Consider the following 17,845-nt stretch of genomic DNA (forward strand, 5'->3'; position numbering starts at 1 on the left):
TGATGGACGACTCCCACTACGCAGCGAGAGATTTATGCCAGAGTGGAGAGGTCGTGATATCCACGGCAAAGGAGCGTTCATCATGAAGATAGCGATTGTTGGACTGGATCTGGCCAAGAATCTGCTGCAGGTTCACGCAGTGGATTTGCAAGGCCACATTGTTGTACGCAAACAGCTGAGACGCGCGGATGTGCTTCGGTATTTCGCAACGCTTGAACCGTGCGTGATTGGCATGCAAGCGTGCGGCTCGTCGCACTACTGGAGGGTGTAAAGATTTTTGTGTAAACGGTCATTTGGCAGGAGACTGTCAGCAACAGGAGCACAGATGACCGTAGCGAAACGCAACAAAAGAGAGAAACCCGATCCTGAACTCGTCAAGCTGGCAGACGGCCTGCTGGCGAATTACCAAAAGCCGGAAGATCTGATAGGCGAGAACGGGTTGCTCAAGCAGCTCACGAAGATGCTGGTGGAGCGAGCGCTTGAAACGGAGAGTTCTGGCTGCAAGTGGTCACTGAGCTGAAGACGCGGGGCGTGCAGGACATTTTTATCGCCTGCGTCGACGGGCTCAAAGGTTCCCTGAAGCCATTGAAGCGGTCTACCCGAAGGCGGCCGTGCAACTGTGCATTGTGCATATGGTGCGCAACAGCCTGAACTTCGTGCCGTGGAAAATGCAGCAGGAAGTCGCCGCCGATCTGAAGACGATCTACACTTCATCGACCGTAGAGCTGGCCGAACAGATGCTGGGCGCCTTCGAGGTTAGGTGGGACAAGGACTATCCGTCCATCGGACAGAGCTGGCGACGCAACTGGGCACGTGTGATTTCGTTCTTCGATTACCCACCGGAGATCAGGAAGGTGATTTACGCCCCGGAGGAAGTCTCCTTGGGGGACACCACGAATGCCATAGAATCGATCAACATGAGCCTGCGCAAAGTGATCAAGACCCGCAGCTCGTTTCCGACCGATGAGGCCGTGACCAAACTGTTCTACCTGGCGCTGAACAACATCAGCAAGAAGTGGACGATGCCTATCCGCGACTGGAAAGCGGCCCTGAACCGCTTCACGATCCAGTTCGAAGAGCGGCTGGTGCCGGATTAAACCTCAACCCGTTTACACAAAATTCAGGACACCCCCGTACATAGTGCGAGAACTTTACCCTCTCATTCTCGCCGATCTAGCGGACTCTACAGCCTTCGCTTGACATAGGAGCGTCAACGCGATATGCGAGTCGTTCTTCGGCACACTCGAAGCCAAACTGCTCTGTCGCGAACACTTCGCGACCCACGAACAGGCACGGCGGCGTCTGTTCTCGTTTCTGGAATTGGGTAGCCCCGTGCCCTTCCGGACACGGAGCCCCCGAAGAACCGTACGTGCGAGTTTCCCCGCATACGGCTCGAGCATCGCGTTAAGCGTCGCACTGACGCCGGCCTTGCCGGAACCGCACAAGGGCCTTCGCAAACCCTCGCGTCGTCGGTCTACCTGATCACTCAGGGGAAGGGCGCTGAACCAGCTTGCGCCGGCCACTCTCAAGCTGCCTTTCTGAGACCTCAGGTGCGCGTCTGCGACAGCTGCACCACACGGAAGTCAGCACCCTTTCAGGTCGGGGCAAATTTTGAACCCCTGTCCGGGCGGTTACAGCCCGGCATTCGCTTTTTCCGCGTTCTCTTACCCACTCCCCCAAAAGCTTGCCTCACGGCTCACCTGCCACGGGCCCGACTTCAGACCGATGGCGGAGAATCGGGCTTACCACGTTCCCGTTCCTGCCGACCCAGATGCAATTTGAACTTCTCCTCGCAGCGGGCCTGTCCGTTTAGCGCCCGTCTTTTCCGCGGCAGCGTTGCGACGACGTGCTCCTACAACCCAAAGGAGCATCCAGCTGCGTGCCTTTTTGGCTCGGGCCTGTAAGCCGCTTCGGCCCGTTGTTGTTTACGAGGTTTATCAACGGTTCACATCTGTTGCGCATGCGGAACTTGCCTGGCCTCCACGCCGCATTGCGGCTTGCAGCGTCGTCATTCACCGTCGCCAGTGATGACGTCTTTCGACGAGACGTTGTCCCTGGAGCTTCGCACCCGACCGTTACCAGTCACGCACGTCCAGGTAGGCAACTGCCGGTCGTACGGCAGGTCACGGCACGGCAAGCCGCGCGTGACAAGACAGAAACAGACTTTGCCATCCACTACATTGCCGATTTACGTCCGGCGGACGGCGACACGTGTCGCACGAGCTGGTACAACATACGCCGCCTGCACAGCAGCATCGGCTACTGTTCGCCGCTCGAGTTCGAAAACCTGCATGCGCAAGGTCAAAGCTTATCGCCGCGCGGGTTGCCCACCGCCGGGCAGCGTCGTGGTCGTGACAGGCGACCCGCCGCCCGGCCGTGGACAACCCGCGATTCAACCTTATCGGGAGGTACCACACCGCATTGAACTCAACTGCAAATCTATCCGTCGAACCGGGTCAACCTCACGGTTGGAGATCGGCTGCGCGCTCGCCCAGCGGTGCAGCCAGAAACCATCACGTCCGGCTTCGTAGCAGTTGCGAACCGGAGCGTCGTCGGGCAGGCGGCAACGCACCTTCGCTCTCGCAATCGCTTTCAGGACTGCCGCGGTATTGCCGGCAGCCACCGTACACCCGCTCGGCGAGCGAACGCCATCGCCAAGACAAAGCTTCCAGCTCCTGTCGCCCAACTCGAAAGCGACATACAACGAGCCGACCACCTTTACATCCTGCCCACTACGGGTCATGCCGGGCGTGTCCATTTGCGTGCTCCCATGAAGAAAACGGTTTGCATATTCCGTTTTACTCCTCAGGCTTCGCTTCTACTGCCCTCATAGTATCTGACGTGACAGTACCCGACCAACGCTTCACGTAACGCAGTTGAATGTACTGTCCGCATTGTCGAGGACCAGATAGCTTGGAACGGGTAGTGGCCCTTCAGCATGAGATCCAATCCACCAGTGCGCGAACACCGCGATGACGAACACGGTATTCATGAATCCAACTATTGCGAGGATCCGGATGGCCGTTCTCACGGGAGCTGATACCGGTAATTCGTCCGAGCCGCGCTCAACAAATGAGTAGCGCTGCTTGCGCGCGCCATATCGCAGCATCGCTACAATCGTGCAAAGCACCCCGAGGATCAGTGGACCGTAAAGCGGAAACTGATGAACGGTGCCCAACCAGAGCGTCCATCCAGGAACGACAGCTGCATACGCATACAGGCCGGAGAAAACGAAGATCAGTTCAAGCAGCGCATCCAGAAGGCTGAGCGTCACGACGCCCGCTAGCACTAACCCGAGTACTCCAATGCGTGGCCAGTGCAGTTCCAGCCGACGCGCGACACCGCAGAATACCGCGCTGAATAGCAGAAACCACCACCCATACAGGCCAGTGACGAAGACCAAGGGTTCGGGCGTCGGGTGTGCCGATCCGGATGCCCAACCGGGGATATGCGCGTTCCACGATCCCCAGTTCAGCATGTAGGCGTTGTACAGGACGACGGAGCGGAAGTAGTTAATGGCCGTGTCAAGCCAGCATACTGAAAGCCCGCCGATCATCAGGAGCGCGTCCCATGTCAGACAGCCTTCTCGGCGTGACCTGCGCACGCAGTAGATAGCGCAAACGAGGAACGCGACGACCGAATTGAACTGGGATATCCACGCCGACGTCCTGACCTGCGCTGGAACGGGGTCGACGCCTGTGCCACGGGATGCAAAATCTGGCGACAATACCCATGACAGCAACACGTATGCCTGCAACGCGAGAAACACGGCGCCGGCGCCCGCCCACCACAGCACGGGTTGCCGTACGACCGTTTCAGGTACCGTCAACGAAGCGTGACCGGCATCCATTCCGGTATTCTGATTCGTGCACATACTGGTCTCCAGAGGTTATTGTTCCCATCGGTTCCCGCTCGCGCCGAAGAGCCCACATCGCATGCAACGATTCGACCCCGCGGAGCGTGTTCGCGGCGTGCCAGTTCAGCTTGTCCAGATTCGTTAGTGCAAGACCGGGTAAGCGTTTTAACAAGGTTCGCAGCGCAACGGTGATTTCGATCATTGCAAGACGTGCGCCGAGACAGTAGTGCAGGCCACCGCCGAAGCTGGCGAGCTCTCTCGCATCAAGGGCGGGGCGGTCGATCATGAACCGGTCTGGGTCGGCGAACTTTTCGGGATCGCGATTAGCGGAACCCAGACATATCGCGACCGTGTCTCCGCGCCGAAGCGACACGCCTTCGAACGTGAAATCTTCGATCACCTCGCGCGCAGCGATCTGAACCGAGCTGTCGTAACGAAGACATTCGAGTACACATGCGGGCAACAGAGACTCATCGCGCTGAACACGATCGAGTGATTCCGGATGCCTGAATAGCGTGATCAGCGCGTTCCCTATCATGTTCGACGTCGTTTCATGACCTGCAGCGAACAGGAAAATGATATTGGCGACGATTTCCTCATCGCTCATTCGTGCGCCACGTTCCTCAAGGTGCAGGAGCAGCGAGATCAGATCTTCCCCCGGACTGTTGCGGCGCTGATGGAGTTTCTCTTTGAAAAATTCATGAAGACTGCGGGTTGCTTCGTTAGCGTCATCGATGTCCGCGCCGCTCATGTTCGCGACTTCGAGCGCACGGGTGAACGACTGGGTCAGGCGCCACATCCGGATCGTGAACAGGCTGGTTTCCGCCTCATCGAGGCCGAGCAAACGACAGATCGCGATGAGTGGCAATTGCAGTGCATAGCCATTCACAAGATCAGCGTTGCCCGCAGCAGCGAACTGATCAATCAGATGGTCGGCCGTATCGTGTGCCAGTTGCGTGAACTCGTCGATGTGCCGGGCGTTGAATGCCTGCATCAGCAGTGCACGCAAGCGCGTGTGATCGGGCGGATTCATCATCAGCAATGAGCGGTCGAACGTCTGAAACGCAGCGCCCGACGCAAGTTCGTCGCCATAACGGGAGCGAATGTATTGCAGATAACCCTTACCCATGCGTATTGCAGATAACCCTTACCCATGCGGCGGTCGCGCAACAAGCTTTCGGCTACCGCGTAGCGGCCGGTAATCCATAGCTGGGGCAGTAGACTAACGAGGGGGCCAGCCGCCCTCAACTGTTCGTAGAACGGATAGGGGCTCTCGTGGAACGAGGGCTCACCGAAATCAGCGAAATGCACGATGGTCGCTCCTGAATTGCGGAATTCGGTCAGCCGGTCGTATGCGTTCCGATTACGTCAATATTTTTGCTTCATGCGAAATTCGGCCGAGACCGGAAATTCCATGTGACCTGCAGCAACTCGACTCCGCGCAGCGTGTTCGATGGATGCCAGGCGAGACGGTCGAGATCAGGGATGCGCAGGTCCGGCAGGCGCCTCAAAAGCGTGCCAATCGCAGCTTCGAGTTCGATCATCGCCAGTCGTGCGCCCAGGCAGTAGTGCAGTCCTCCACCAAAGTTCAGCAACTGCCGGCTGTCGACGTCGGCGCGGCCGATCTGGAATCGATCCGGCTCCATAAAGCGCGCGGGATCGCGGTTGGCGGAACCGGAGCAGAGAAAGATCGTATCGCCCCGGGAAAAGCGGTAACCGTCTAACTCCATGTCCTCGAGCACATCACGAAATGCCATCTGCACGGAACTGTCGAAGCGCAGGCACTCAATAACGCAAGCTGAAATTAACGATGGGGCGCGTCGCAGCCGCTCCAGTTCGGCGGGGTGCCGGTGCAGGGCGACGAGCGCATTGCCGATCATATTGGCCGTCGTTTCATGGCCCGCGACGAACAGGAAAACGATGTTGGCGACGATTTCGTCGTCGCTCATTCGTTGCCCGTTTTCCTCAACTTGCAGAAAACGGGAGATGAGGTCATTTTTGGGCTGCCGCCGGCGCTTGTCGAGTTCACTGCGAAAGAATGCCTGCAACTTGAGTGTCGAGGCATTGGCGTCATCGACTTCGCGACTCGACATGCCGGATGCTTCGAAAGCCCGGGAAAATGGAACCGTGAGCGCCCACATTTCCTCGGCAAACGGTCCGGTATCCGCTTCGTCCAGGCCGAGGAGCTTGCAGATCACCATGATCGGCAGCCGCAGCGCGTAGGTACTGACCAGATCCGCTGAGCCGTGATCGATAAACCGGTCGATCAGGTCGTCGGCGACGGTCAGGGAGAGGTGGGCGAATTCTTCCGTGTGACTCGCGTTGAACGCTTTCATCAGCAGCGCCCGAACTCGCGTATGTTGGGGCGGATTCAGCATCAGGACCATCTGGTAGAAGACTTGGAAAACAGGATCGTCCTTGCGATCCTCCCCGTAGCGCAGTCGCACGTACTCCTCGTGCCACCGGCCGAGACGCCGGTCCCGGAGCACCGTTTCTGCAACGGCGTACCTGCCTGTCATCCAGATTTTAGGCATCAGACTGACGAAGGGCCCCTCGTTCCGCAGATCGGTGTAGAAGGGGTAGGGGTTCTCGTAGAAGTCTGGGGTCGTGAAATTGGCGAAGTCCATGTTCGCTCCGTGCGATCTTCTACAACGCGAAAGCAAACGACGCGAACGACATACCTGCGCTGCCGACCCAGCCTGCTAGCTGGTCCCCTTCGCGAACCGACCCTGCCTCGCGAGCCCGTGCCAGTGCCACAGGGACCGAGGCGGACACGAGGTTGCCAAGGTCCGGATAGATAGACTGGATCTTGTCCTGCACCCCCAGTTTTGTGCCCATTTCCCACCACGCCTGCATGGACGCCGCGTGCGGAAAAATCGCCTTGATCTCTTCGTGAGGTACAGAAAGGCGATTGAATATATCGATGGCGTGAGGCTTGCCTACGCGAAACATTTCGCTGGCGAAGGAGTGAAAATAGTTCGGCCCATTACGACCGAGGCGTGGCTGAGGCACGCAGTATCCCATGTAGGCGTCGAGCGGCACGCTGCAGAGGTCGCTGTACTGCGCCTCACTGCGGAAATGGAACTCCCACAGCCTTGTATCGTCTCTGACCAGCACTGTTGCGCTGGCTGCCTCGCCCAGTGTATACGCCGCAAGATTCCACTCCACTTCGTCGACATTGCCCAGCCGAAAGCAGCGCGGATTGACCCGGCCATCCGTGCGCATGTTGAACTCGCAGTTCACGATCAGCGCATTTCTGTACTGACTGGTGGACAGAAGGCTTGATACGACAAACGCCGCGCGTGTCCAACTCATGCATGCGTCGACGATGTCGAAACAGTGCGCCTGCGGCATACCTAGTGCTGCGCCGATCAGATAGGCCATCGCAGGTTCAAGAAAGCCCCGGTCGACGCCGGTGTAGACGATCAGGTCAATCTCCGAACGCTGCAGTTGCGCTTCCGCGATTGCCTCGCTCACAGCCTGCGACAGGAGGTCGAAAGGTACCTCGCCGTCAGACAACCAGCGACGTTCCCTAGATCCGGAATAGGTCAGGAAGAAGCTGACGCGCCGGAGGGCCTCACGCAAGTCTCGTTCGCCAAGTTCGGTGCTGTGCTCAGCGACCATGTCTTCGATGTGACGATTGGTTACGGTGCGCGATGGGACCGCAGCCCTGATTCCGGCAATTTTCATGAGGTGTGCTCCGCAAGATATCGGCTAAGGCGATCGATGTCAGGATGCTCGAGCGCAATTGTCGCAGGTAGGACCCGCGCGAGCCGCTCTTCCAGTGTCCCCGTCATCTCCAGCAACGCGAGGGAATCGAGCCCGAGGGATAAGAAGGACTCGGCGCTGGAAACCTGCGTTGCGGGGATGTGCAAGCGGCTCGCTACGAAATCGGTGAGCCATCTCCGCAGGCTGATCAGCCGCTCCTGAAACGGATCTGGCACGACGATCTGCTCGGAGGTTGTTGCTGCGCGCATCCGCGCGACCACCTGAAGTGAGCCCGCACGATATTCTTCACGCGCCGCTTGCCGTTGCACCTTTCCGCTCGATGTGAGCGGAAAGGTGCCTGTACGCACGAACACGACATCGTGTAGCTGCACCTCATGCTCCCTGGCGATAGCTTCCATGAGCTTTCCGAAAGCTTCGTCTGCGTCGAAGCCGTGTCGTTCGGTGCGCTCCACTTCTGCGACCAGCACAAGTCCCTCTCTGTCGCCGAGATCTATCGCAAATGCACAGCAACGCCCAAGGCGTACTGCCGAGTGTGCCGCCTCTGCAGCCGATTCAATGTCCTGGGGATAAAGGTTTCGGCCGCGGATGATGATCAGGTCCTTTACCCGACCTGCAATGTACAGCTCATGATCGAGAACGAAGCCGAGATCTCCGGTGCGCAAGAAGGGTCCTTCCCCGGTCACAAGCCTGGCCTGCATCGTAGCCACAGTCGATTCCGGTTGGTTCCAGTACCCCTGCGCCACGCTCGGGCTGCGTACCCAGATTTCGCCTAGTGCGTCGTCGTCACACTCTTCGCCGGTGGTTGGGTCGACAATGCGGATGTCTGCCCCGATATGCGTCCAGCCGCAGCTTTGAAAGCTGCGCCCAGTCGTGTCCACCGAACAGGGATGCAACTGGACCACGCGGCCTCGCTCGCAAGCTGCGGCATCGAGCCGGACGCGTCGCGCAGGTTGTCTGGCCGCGACGCTGGTGACCTTCAGCGTACATTCCGCCAGACCATATCCTGGACGAATCACATCGTGCCGCGCTCCACAGCTCGCAAACGCATCTGCGAAACGCTGTAGCGTTTGTGGTCGGACTGTTTCTGCGCCATTGATACAGACCTGCCAGGATGAGAGGTCGAGCTCCATTCTGGATGCTTGCGAGACGCGCTGGACGCAGAGTTCAAAGGCAAAGTTCGGTGCAGCGGAATGCGTGCCACGGAAGCGGCTTATCGCCTGCACCCAGCGTACGGGCTGCTGCAGCACCGCCGCCGGCAACAGTGAATAGACAGGGAAGCCGAAGTACAAAGGCAGCAGAGTGCCATAGATGAGGCCCATATCATGGTAGACGGGGATCCATGTCACCATCACCGAGGACTGGTCATGCAGGCAACTCGCATCCATATCTTTAAACAACGATAGCAGATTGGCATGGCTTATCGTGACCCCTTTGGGCGCGGCGGTTGATCCGGAGGTGTATTGCAGGAACGCAGTGTCGCAAGGCGCGACAATGGGCGCAACGGGCACCTCTGCTGTCGCGATGCGTTCGACTGCGATCCAGTGGAGACCGGAGAATGCGTCGGATGCGACGCTTAACTCGGCTCGCCGCTCGACCACCGGCTGGTTGGCTAGCGCAACGACGGGGCGCGCGTTCTCGATGATCGAGCACAGCCTCTCAAAGTTGCGAGCCGGCCGTCCAGACGAGCCTGGCTCCCGTACGGGATAGCCAGGTACAGCGATAACGCTTGCGATCAGACAGCCGAGAAATGAAGTAATAAAGTCGGGACCACCCGGGAAAAGTAGAATGGCGCGATCTCCGGGTTTGCATATTCGCTGCAGGCTTGCCGCAATTGCGTTGGATCGCGCCATCAGGTCACGATAGGTCAGCGAGGTTTCGATGTCGCCGGCCGATGAAACGAGGCCATAAGCGAACTCGTGCGGTCTGATTTCAGAATGCTGACGGATGGCGTCAACCAAGGTCCCTGACTGGGTCAGGCTTCCTGCTCGGTATCCGTTTATCACGCGTTTCCCCAGTAGCAAGAATTCCGAAATTGTCGGTTGGAATAAAAATATATGTCCGGAATGCAGTGTAATTTCAAATAAAAAATCGAACTTGGTTGTGTGTCATGAAATCACATTCCGTGGCGTACGTAAAGCCAGTAAATTAAATGCGCTTCTCGGCGGCGCACACAGTAACGCTGCGGCGGATCGAATTTGAATTAATTCCAGTATTCTTGAAAAATCGGCGCAATCCGGCCTAATTGGTTATCGCAAGGAAGAGCATGTAATGCGGTGAACTTCGCACCGAGAAGTCCGTGCCCGTGCGTTCACAGAAAGACAGACGCCTATTCGTGCCAAAAGCAATCCGACGCTGGCTGGCAATGTCTTTTCAGGCTGGTCCGGATATATCCAAATTTGTTTACGGAGCTAAATGATGAACCTGTTTTCGTTTGGCGATATGCAATCGTAGTGGAGTCTAGTACAAGTGCATTCGTTTTCCTAGGGCTGGTTAATAAGTCGAACCTGAACAATCTTCGAAGTCCTGTATGGCAAGGCTTTGACCCTGAAATGGTGTTATGAGATTTGCAGGAACCTGGCACATTAACGCGGGAATCCTGCATTATTCGACGAGGTTCAGATGGGTCCCGAGACGCCTGAGAGAGACTTCTTTCGGCAACCGCTGCGCGAACAGATCAACCTGAAGCACCCGTTGGTTGGTTTAGCGAAACGCAACAAAAGAGAGAAACCCGATCTTGAACTCTTCAAGCTGGCAGACGGCCTGCTGGCGAATTACCAGAAGCCGGGAGACCTGATAGGCGAGAACGGGTTGCTCAAGCAGCTTGCCAAGATGCTGGTGGAGCGAGCGCTTGAGACGGAGATGTCCGACCACCTGGGCCATGGCAAGAGCGAAACGGTGACCAATGCCACGGGCAACACCCGTAATGGTCATAGCGCCAAGACGCTGCAGGGGGAGTTTGGCGAGTTGCCGCTCAACATCCCGCGCGACCGTCAGGGGGCGTTCGAGCCGAAGCTGGTGGAGCGCCATCAGACGCGCTGGACGGGCTTCGACGACAAGATCATTTCGCTGTATGCGCGTGGCCTGAGTGTGCGCGAGATCCAGGGGCACCTGGAAGAAATGTACGGCACGGAGGTCTCGCCGACGCTGATCTCGGCGGTCACCGACGCCGTCAGTGATGAGGTGAAGGTCTGGCAGGCCCGTGCGCTCGACGCGCTCTATCCGATTGTCTATCTCGACTGCATCCACGTCAAAGTGCGCGACAGCGGCGCGGTGCGGACCAAGGCGGTGTACCTGGCCATCGGCGTGAACATGGCCGGCCACAAGGAAGTCCTGGGCCTGTGGATCGCCCAGACCGAGGGGGCCAAGTTCTGGCTGCAGGTGGTCACTGAGCTCAAGACGCGCGGCGTGCAGGACATCTTTATCGCCTGCGTCGACGGGCTTAAAGGCTTTCCTGAAGCCATTGAAGCGGTCTACCCCAAAGCGGCCGTGCAACTGTGCATCGTGCATATGGTGCGCAACAGCCTGAACTTCGTCCCGTGGAAAATGCAGCGGGAAGTCGCCGCCGACCTGAAGACGATTTACACTTCATTGACCATCGAGATGGCCGAACAGATGCTGGGCGCTTTCGAGGCCAGGTGGGACAAGGACTATCCGTCCATCGGGCAGAACTGGCGACGCAACTGGGCACGAGTGATTCCGTTCTTCGATTACCCACCGGAGATCAGGAAGGTGATTTACGCCCGGAGGAAGTCCCCTTGGGGGACACCACGAACGCCATAGAATCGATCAACATGAGCCTGCGCAAGGTGATCAAGACCCGCAGCTCGTTCCCGACCGATGAGGCCGTCACCAAGCTGTTTTACCTGGCCCTGAACAACATCAGCAAGAAGTGGACGATGCCGATCCGCGACTGGAAGGCCGCACTGAACCGCTTCACGATCCAGTTCGAAGAGCGGCTGGTGCCGGGTTAAACCTCAACCCGTTTACACAAAATTCAGGACACCCCCATGTCTCGATCGACATCCCCGTCCGACAGCCACAAGCCCGATGCATGTGAGTACCGCGCCGGCGTTTGTGCCCGTCGTTTCTGCGCCACCTGCGTCGTTGTTGCCGCCGACATCAACTTCTCCGGGGTCGTCGATGACACTCGCGCTACATGTGCGGTTACCCAACGGTGTCGAATTCGACCTTGGCGAAGCTAACGTCAGAGAGCTGACGACGATCGTGCAAATGCTCGGGAGGCTGGAATGTTCCGGTTCGACGAGGGACTAAATGGGCTTTGTCAACTTGACGAGCATAGGCTATGTTCCTGGTTAAACGTAGGTATCCTGATCAGATAGTTTGCTCGCATTCAGCGTCGACTGTCCAACCATACCAGGCGGCGATGCGTTTCTTGAGTATGGCGCGATGACATGCCGCGTTCATCTTTTGTCTGGGCAAGGCGAAGTGCTGCCGGATCGGGCCAAAGCATGAGAGAAACGCCTGCGTGCAACGTGCATCGCGAAAGCCGCACATGTGTCGTTCCCGCCTGCGAGTCGGCTGATGGCTGTTCTCTGCGCGATTGTTCATGCGTGCCGCCGCTTTGACGAATACGTGCTTCACCTGAGCGAGTTCGGGAATATCCGCCTTTGCTGCCGGGTAACTGCGCAACTGGTCCGTAACGATCCTGCGCGGCACCGGGTTCGAACGCAGCACCCGCCGGAAAAAGCGATTTGCCGCAGCCTTGTCGCGCCGCTTTTGCACCAGCACATCCAGTTCGGCACCATGTTCGTCGACCGGACGCCATAACAGATACGGCTCGCCGCGCAGCTTCACGAACATCTCGTCGAGGTGCCACGTGCTACCCGGTTTGGGCCGCACCGCCCTGGCGCGCTGAGCGAATCCGGCGCCGAATTTGTCACACCAGCAACGGATCGTTTTGTATGTGACTACGACACCGCGCTCTAGCAACAACTCCTCGATGTCGCGCAGGCTCAGGCTGAACCTGAAGGCAGTATGACTTTGCGTGAGGCAGGGGCTGGCCCGCCGTGGGGAAACTGAACGCGGGTTAGCATTGCTGTCAGAGCCGCACGGGCGTGGACTGGGCCACGCCCCGGCGATTTCCTCCACGGAGGCCAGCATGCGAAACGATAGCACGGTGTACGTTGGACTGGATCTTCACAAGGACTCGATCACGGTCGCCTACGCGATCGACGCGGGTGAGGTCGAAGTGCTGGGCAGGACCGGTACGACCGGGGCCGACATCGATCGCCTGTGCACGCGCCTGCAGTCCAAGGCGCCGCACGTACGCGTCGTGTACGAGGCAGGGCCATGTGGTTACGGGCTGTACCGTCAGTTCGTCCAGAAGGGCTTCGACTGCATGGTCTGCGCACCTTCACTGATCCCGCGTAAGCCGGGCGAGCGCGTAAAGACCGACCGGCGTGATGCCATCAAGCTGGCGCGCTCGCTGCGCGCCGACGACCTGTCGGCCGTGTACGTGCCCGGCATTGAAGACGAGGCATTCCGGGACCTCGCCCGCGCGTGGGCGGCTGCCCGCGAGGATCTGCGGCGTGCACGGCATCGACTGAAATCGTTCCTGCTCGCGCATGGCGTTCGCTATACCGGCAGCGCAAACTGGGGCGAGGCGCACCGTCGCTGGCTGGGCCGCTGTTCGTTTCCCAGTGCCTGGCAGCACCTTGCCTTTGACGAACACCGGCGCACGATCGAGGACCGGCTTGCGCAGTGCGCCCGTCTCGAAACAGCCCTGCGCGAAGCGGTGATCTCCTGGCGCTTCTATCCGGTAGTGCTGGCCCTGCAGGCCATGCGGGGCGTCCAGTTCGTTACCGCCGTCGGGATGGTTTCAGAAGTGGGCGACCTGTCCCGCTTCGAACACCCGCGTCAGCTGATGGCCTGGCTCGGCGTAACCCCATCCGAGCATTCATCGGGAGGCAAACGCCGGCAGGGCAGCATTACCAAAACCGGCAACAGCTACGCCCGAAGGCTGCTGGTCGAAGCGGCCTGGAGTTACCGCCATCCTGCCCGCGTCAGTCCGGAAATCCAGGCCCGTCTCGAAGGTCTGCCCAAGGCCATCATCGACCGCGCCTGGGACGCCCAGGTACGGCTGTGCCGACGATTCCGCCGGCTGATCGCGCGAGGCAAGCCCATCAACATCACGGTCGTGGCTATTGCCCGCGAACTGGCAGCGTTCATCTGGGACATCAGTCGACTGGCCATGTCGCTTGCGATACCTCGCAGCAAACTGCCCGCGGCCTGTGTGTGATCCCCGAACAACGGAAGGAGTTTCCTGAAGGCGGCGCAGCCCGGCATCCGAGCAACCCGCGATGGTATTACGCAACGGGCATCACCAACTTGCGGCGGAAGTTAGCGGCAGGCTCATGAGGCGGACCTCTGTAATGCGGTATCCAACCCGCGGATATCAGATCCTATGAAGCGAGGCCCTCGACAAGCTGACGCCTAAAATCAGCATGCTGAGGTTTGCTCACAGGAGAACATCATGCGTACCGATCAGGCATACACGGGTAATGGCGACGTACCGGTGCTGGCAGTGTCGCTGGAACTCGCGGCGGCCAAATGGAAAGTCGCGCTTCACGATGGCCGGCGCGAGAAGCCGGCCGTGCACACGGTCGCACAGCCGCAGGCCGCGGCTCGACTGCAGGCAATGCTGGACCTGATCGAGTCCCACCGGGAGAAGTGGTCGTTACCGTAAGACGTACGAATCGCCGTGAGCTACGAGGCCGGGCAGGATGCGTTCTGGATCTGTCGCGCGCTGCAGTCCCGACACGTTGACTGCTACGTTGTCGATCCGGCCAGCATTCCGGTCGAACGCCATCAGCGGCGCGCCAAGACCGACCGGCTCGATGTGATCAAGCTCGTCATCAACCTGCGCGCCTGGCTGCGCGGCGAGCGCGACCGCATGCACGTGGTGCACATGCCGTCACCGGAGGACGAGGCATCGCGCCACCTGATGCGCGAGCGCGGGCAACTGCAAAAAGAAGTTTTGCAGCACCGCGACCGGATGCGCAAGCTGCTGACCACGGTCGGCTGCTGGGACGCGGTCGAGCACCGCACCTTCGCCGACCGACTCAAGCGCGGGGAGGTCCACTGCCACGACGGCGCGCCGTTACCGCGCGAGTTGCGTGAGCGATTACTGCGCGAGTGCGAACGGCTGGCACTCGTCGAACAGCAACTTGCGGCGCTGGAGAAGACGCGACAGACAAACGTACCAGCACTCGCGCGCCAGCGTCGTGATGCGCTGGCGCGCCTGAGGGGAATTGGTGAAGTAGCCGCTTCCCGCCTTGCCCTCGAGTTGTTCTGGCGGGAGTTCAACAACCGCCGCGAAGTCGGTGCGTGCGTCGGACTGGTGCCGCAGCCTTACGACAGCGGCGAGAGCCAGGTTGACCAGGGGATCAGCAAACAGGGAAACCGGCGGGTACGCGCGCTGCTGATCGAGATCGCCTGGACCTGGCTGCGCTACCAGCCTGGCAGCGCGTTAACGAAATGGTTTGACCAACGCACACAGGGCACAGGACCGAACCGACGCGCACGTCGCATCGCCATCGTCGCAGTAGCGCGACGTCCTGCCATTTCATTGTGGCGCTATCTGAAAGACGGAGTCATACCTGAAGGCGCGCACCTTAAGTCGGCTTGAGTCCCCTCAGTTTTGCAGGAAGGAGGTAAAGGTTCGGTCAGGCAGTTTCGTAACAACACGATTGGAGTGAACATGCCCGTGATCACACTGGGTTGCTGAAGCAACCGAATATTTTCAGATGGGGCATGTTCGCGGAAAAGATTCCGGCGTAACGCGCATGCAGGATGAGGCTGGCGACACGCCGGCGGATAGAAGGTGGTGACTGCGACACGAAGTTGCTTGCAGGAGCTGTTCCCGCTTCGACATGAGGGAACCGCCCGTGTCACCGGGCGAGTCTAGGAGTCTGAATAAAGAGCGACTCTGACAATGTAACGAAGCATCGCAAGATGCGGGGTATCAATCGCGAGAGGCGTACCCTTCTGGCAGCCACACGTCGGATGAGTGCTAGACAGTCGGCATGGCGAACACATGTGAATCTGCGATAAAGGTCGTTATTCTAAACAAGCGGAAGTGGCTACTGCGCTTGAGCCAAAATGGCAATGGAGGTGGGAAGAGCGTCTTCACCTAAACGCTCTCGTGACCCATACGCCTCCCGGTCGACAGCAGGCGCCTAACCCGACATGCTTTCGCAAGCGGAACGTGGAAATCCCGTATCGCTCCCCTCGGGGACAGCAAGCCGCAAGGCTTGCCCATGGCGATGCAGGCGAAGGATTGAGGACAAAGCGAACGCCATCCTGTAACCGGATGGATAGGGGTTGCAACATCATCCCACGCGAAAGCGGGCAGACTTCCTCGTGGTCTCTCGTCACAAGAGAGTAGGTAGAACCATCTTAACGGAGGGGAAGCAAATGGACGCAGCAACACCAGCGTGTGCGCCTTCCGGCGTGGCATGGGACGGCATCAGTTGGGCCGATGTCCAGCGTCAGGTAAGACGGCTGCAAGCGCGTATTGTGAAGTGGACACAGGCCGGCAAGCACAACAAGGTGAAAGCCTTGCAATGGCTGCTGGCCCATTCGTTCAGCGGCAAGGCATTAGCCGTCAAGCGGGTGACTGAAAATAAAGGCAAGAACACCCCCGGTGTCGACAAGGTCATCTGGAAAACACCGGGGGCAAAGACCAACGCGATTGCGTCGTTGAAGAGACGGGGTTATTCGGCTCTTCCGCTTCGGAGGGTAATGATACCGAAGAAGAACGGGAAAATGAGGCCGCTCGGCATACCCGTGATGCGCTGCAGGGCGATGCAAGCATTGCATCTGCTTGCTCTGGAGCCGGTTGCGGAAACCACCGCCGACCCGGACTCGTATGGGTTCAGGCCGGAGCGCTCGACAGCCGACGCGGGGGAGCAATGCTTCATCGCCCTCGCGAGAAAGACAAGCGCGCAGTGGGTGCTGGAAGCCGACATTAAGGCCTGTTACGACGAGATCAGCCACGCATGGATGGTCGCCAACATCCCCACGGACAAGGTGATCCTGCAGAAGTGGCTCAAGGCGGGATATGTGTACCAGGACGAACTCTTCCCGACCGATGCCGGGGTCCCTCAAGGGGGAATTATTTCACCGGTAGTGGCCAACATGACGTTGGATGGTCTTGAAGCGATGCTGAGGAAGAAATTCCCGGCTGCAAAGCGAACAGGCCTGAAAATGCACATGGTGCGGTACGCGGACGACTTCATCATCACCGGCAACTCGAAAGAGTGGCTGGAGCACGAGGTCAAACCTGCGGTGGTCGCATTTCTGGCGGAACGTGGGCTCGTCCTATCGCCGGACAAGACCAAGGTAACGCACATCGACGAAGGGTTCGACTTCCTCGGATGGAATATCCGCAAGTACAACGGCAAGCTGTTGATGAAGCCGTCGAAAGCGAACGTCAAAGCGCACCTTGACAAGATCCGGGAAGTCATCAAAGGCAACAAGACGGCCAAACAAGCAAACTTGATATGCCTGCTCAACCCGATTCTGCGGGGCTGGGCAAACTATCACCGCCATGCGGTCGCCAAGGAAACCTTTGCTCGGGTTGATACGTATGTCTGGTCAATGCTGTGGCAATGGGCGGTTCGACGGCATCCAGAGAAAGGAGCCCGCTGGGTCAAAGATAAATACTTCAAAACCCAAGGCACCCGCAACTGGGTATTTGCCACAACCGAAAAACAAGAGGATGGGAGGAAGAAGGAGCTCGCGCTGCTGAAAACGGCGGACACGCCGATACAGCGGCATGTCAAGATCAAGGCCGGGGCCAATCCGCACGACCCACAGTGGGAACCATACTTCGAGACCCGATGGGGCAAGAGGATGATGAACCTGCCAAGGGGCCGCGCGAAGCTCTACCGGGTCTGGCTGAGGCAGGATGGCCTGTGTCCGACCTGTCAGGAACCGATCGCAATAGGTACCCCTTGGGCTACCCGCTTCATTGTGAAAAGAACCGACGGTGGGTCGATTGCAGCGGGCAACATTCAACTGCACCATCCCGGTTGTCATGGAATTCAAAAGTACGCCGGAAATACGTTGTGAAAGCGGGTGTCGAAAGATGCCTTGGCAGAGGCTTGAGCTGTATGCAGGGAAACTTGCACGTACAGTTCTTAGGGGGAATGGCACTTACTTAAGCCTACATGGAGGAGAAGACGCGGGTAAGTGCTTGAAGAGAAAGGGAGGGGGCTGATCCAGGGATTGATACGA

At 58.7% G+C, this 17,845-nt stretch carries 9 protein-coding genes and 5 pseudogenes; 7 read left to right on the forward strand and 7 right to left on the reverse strand.

Going from position 1 to position 17,845, the window contains the following annotated elements:
- Positions 1-82 precede the first annotated feature (82 nt).
- The 3 genes and pseudogenes from HWY30_RS32310 to HWY30_RS32315 all read left to right on the forward strand — a co-directional run.
- Positions 83-262 (forward strand): annotated as a pseudogene (locus HWY30_RS32310) (IS110 family transposase); the annotation flags it as partial.
- A gap of 63 nt (positions 263-325) precedes the next feature.
- Positions 326-520: a hypothetical protein gene (locus HWY30_RS41150; protein WP_199731510.1), complete on the forward strand. Its 195-nt coding sequence runs from the start codon at positions 326-328 to the stop codon at positions 518-520.
- Positions 490-1,097 (forward strand): annotated as a pseudogene (locus HWY30_RS32315) (IS256 family transposase); the annotation flags it as partial. The gene HWY30_RS41150 and the pseudogene HWY30_RS32315, both read left to right, overlap by 31 nt.
- A 1,301-nt stretch (positions 1,098-2,398) precedes the next feature.
- Here the strand turns inward: HWY30_RS32315 and HWY30_RS32320 are convergent.
- From HWY30_RS32320 to HWY30_RS32345, 6 genes are all read right to left on the reverse strand, one after another.
- Positions 2,399-2,758: a hypothetical protein gene (locus HWY30_RS32320; RefSeq protein WP_176078985.1), complete on the reverse strand. Its 360-nt coding sequence runs from the start codon at positions 2,756-2,758 to the stop codon at positions 2,399-2,401.
- A gap of 105 nt (positions 2,759-2,863) precedes the next feature.
- Complete coding sequence (locus HWY30_RS32325; protein ID WP_090812935.1) at positions 2,864-3,874, reverse strand: spirocyclase AveC family protein; 1,011 nt, start codon at positions 3,872-3,874, stop codon at positions 2,864-2,866.
- A complete protein-coding gene (locus HWY30_RS32330) occupies positions 3,816-4,985 on the reverse strand; it encodes a cytochrome P450 (protein WP_090812701.1) in 1,170 nt (389 codons plus the stop codon). Before HWY30_RS32330 ends, HWY30_RS32325 begins: the two co-directional genes overlap by 59 nt.
- Before the next feature lie 253 nt (positions 4,986-5,238).
- Positions 5,239-6,483: a cytochrome P450 gene (locus HWY30_RS32335; RefSeq protein WP_090812700.1), complete on the reverse strand. Its 1,245-nt coding sequence runs from the start codon at positions 6,481-6,483 to the stop codon at positions 5,239-5,241.
- A 19-nt stretch (positions 6,484-6,502) separates the two neighbouring features.
- A complete protein-coding gene (locus tag HWY30_RS32340) occupies positions 6,503-7,546 on the reverse strand; it encodes a 3-oxoacyl-[acyl-carrier-protein] synthase III C-terminal domain-containing protein (protein WP_090812699.1) in 1,044 nt (347 codons plus the stop codon).
- On the reverse strand, positions 7,543-9,543 hold the full coding sequence (locus HWY30_RS32345; RefSeq protein WP_143037367.1) for an AMP-binding protein: 2,001 nt from the start codon (positions 9,541-9,543) through the stop codon (positions 7,543-7,545). The genes HWY30_RS32340 and HWY30_RS32345 overlap by 4 nt, the downstream gene beginning before the upstream one ends.
- Before the next feature lie 721 nt (positions 9,544-10,264).
- On the opposite strand from HWY30_RS32345, the pseudogene HWY30_RS32350 reads away from it, so the two are divergent.
- Positions 10,265-11,556: pseudogene (locus HWY30_RS32350) on the forward strand (IS256 family transposase).
- A gap of 361 nt (positions 11,557-11,917) precedes the next feature.
- On the opposite strand, the pseudogene HWY30_RS32355 reads toward HWY30_RS32350, so the two are convergent.
- Positions 11,918-12,574, reverse strand: a pseudogene (locus HWY30_RS32355) (IS6 family transposase); the annotation flags it as partial.
- A gap of 130 nt (positions 12,575-12,704) precedes the next feature.
- Between HWY30_RS32355 and HWY30_RS32360 the strand changes: the two are divergent.
- The 3 genes and pseudogenes from HWY30_RS32360 (at position 12,705) to ltrA (ending at position 17,680) form a co-directional block, all read left to right on the forward strand.
- Positions 12,705-13,844 (forward strand): IS110 family RNA-guided transposase, encoded by a 1,140-nt coding sequence (locus tag HWY30_RS32360; protein WP_090812697.1) that lies wholly within the window; start codon positions 12,705-12,707, stop codon positions 13,842-13,844.
- A gap of 234 nt (positions 13,845-14,078) precedes the next feature.
- Positions 14,079-15,233, forward strand: a pseudogene (locus tag HWY30_RS32365) (IS110 family RNA-guided transposase).
- Between the two features lie 788 nt (positions 15,234-16,021).
- Entirely contained in the window at positions 16,022-17,680 is a 1,659-nt protein-coding gene (ltrA, locus tag HWY30_RS32370; RefSeq protein ID WP_090812695.1) for a group II intron reverse transcriptase/maturase, read from the forward strand.
- The last annotated feature ends 165 nt before the right edge of the window (positions 17,681-17,845 follow it).

The organism is Paraburkholderia tuberum STM678 (genome assembly GCF_902833905.1).
GTDB lineage: Bacteria > Pseudomonadota > Gammaproteobacteria > Burkholderiales > Burkholderiaceae > Paraburkholderia > Paraburkholderia tuberum.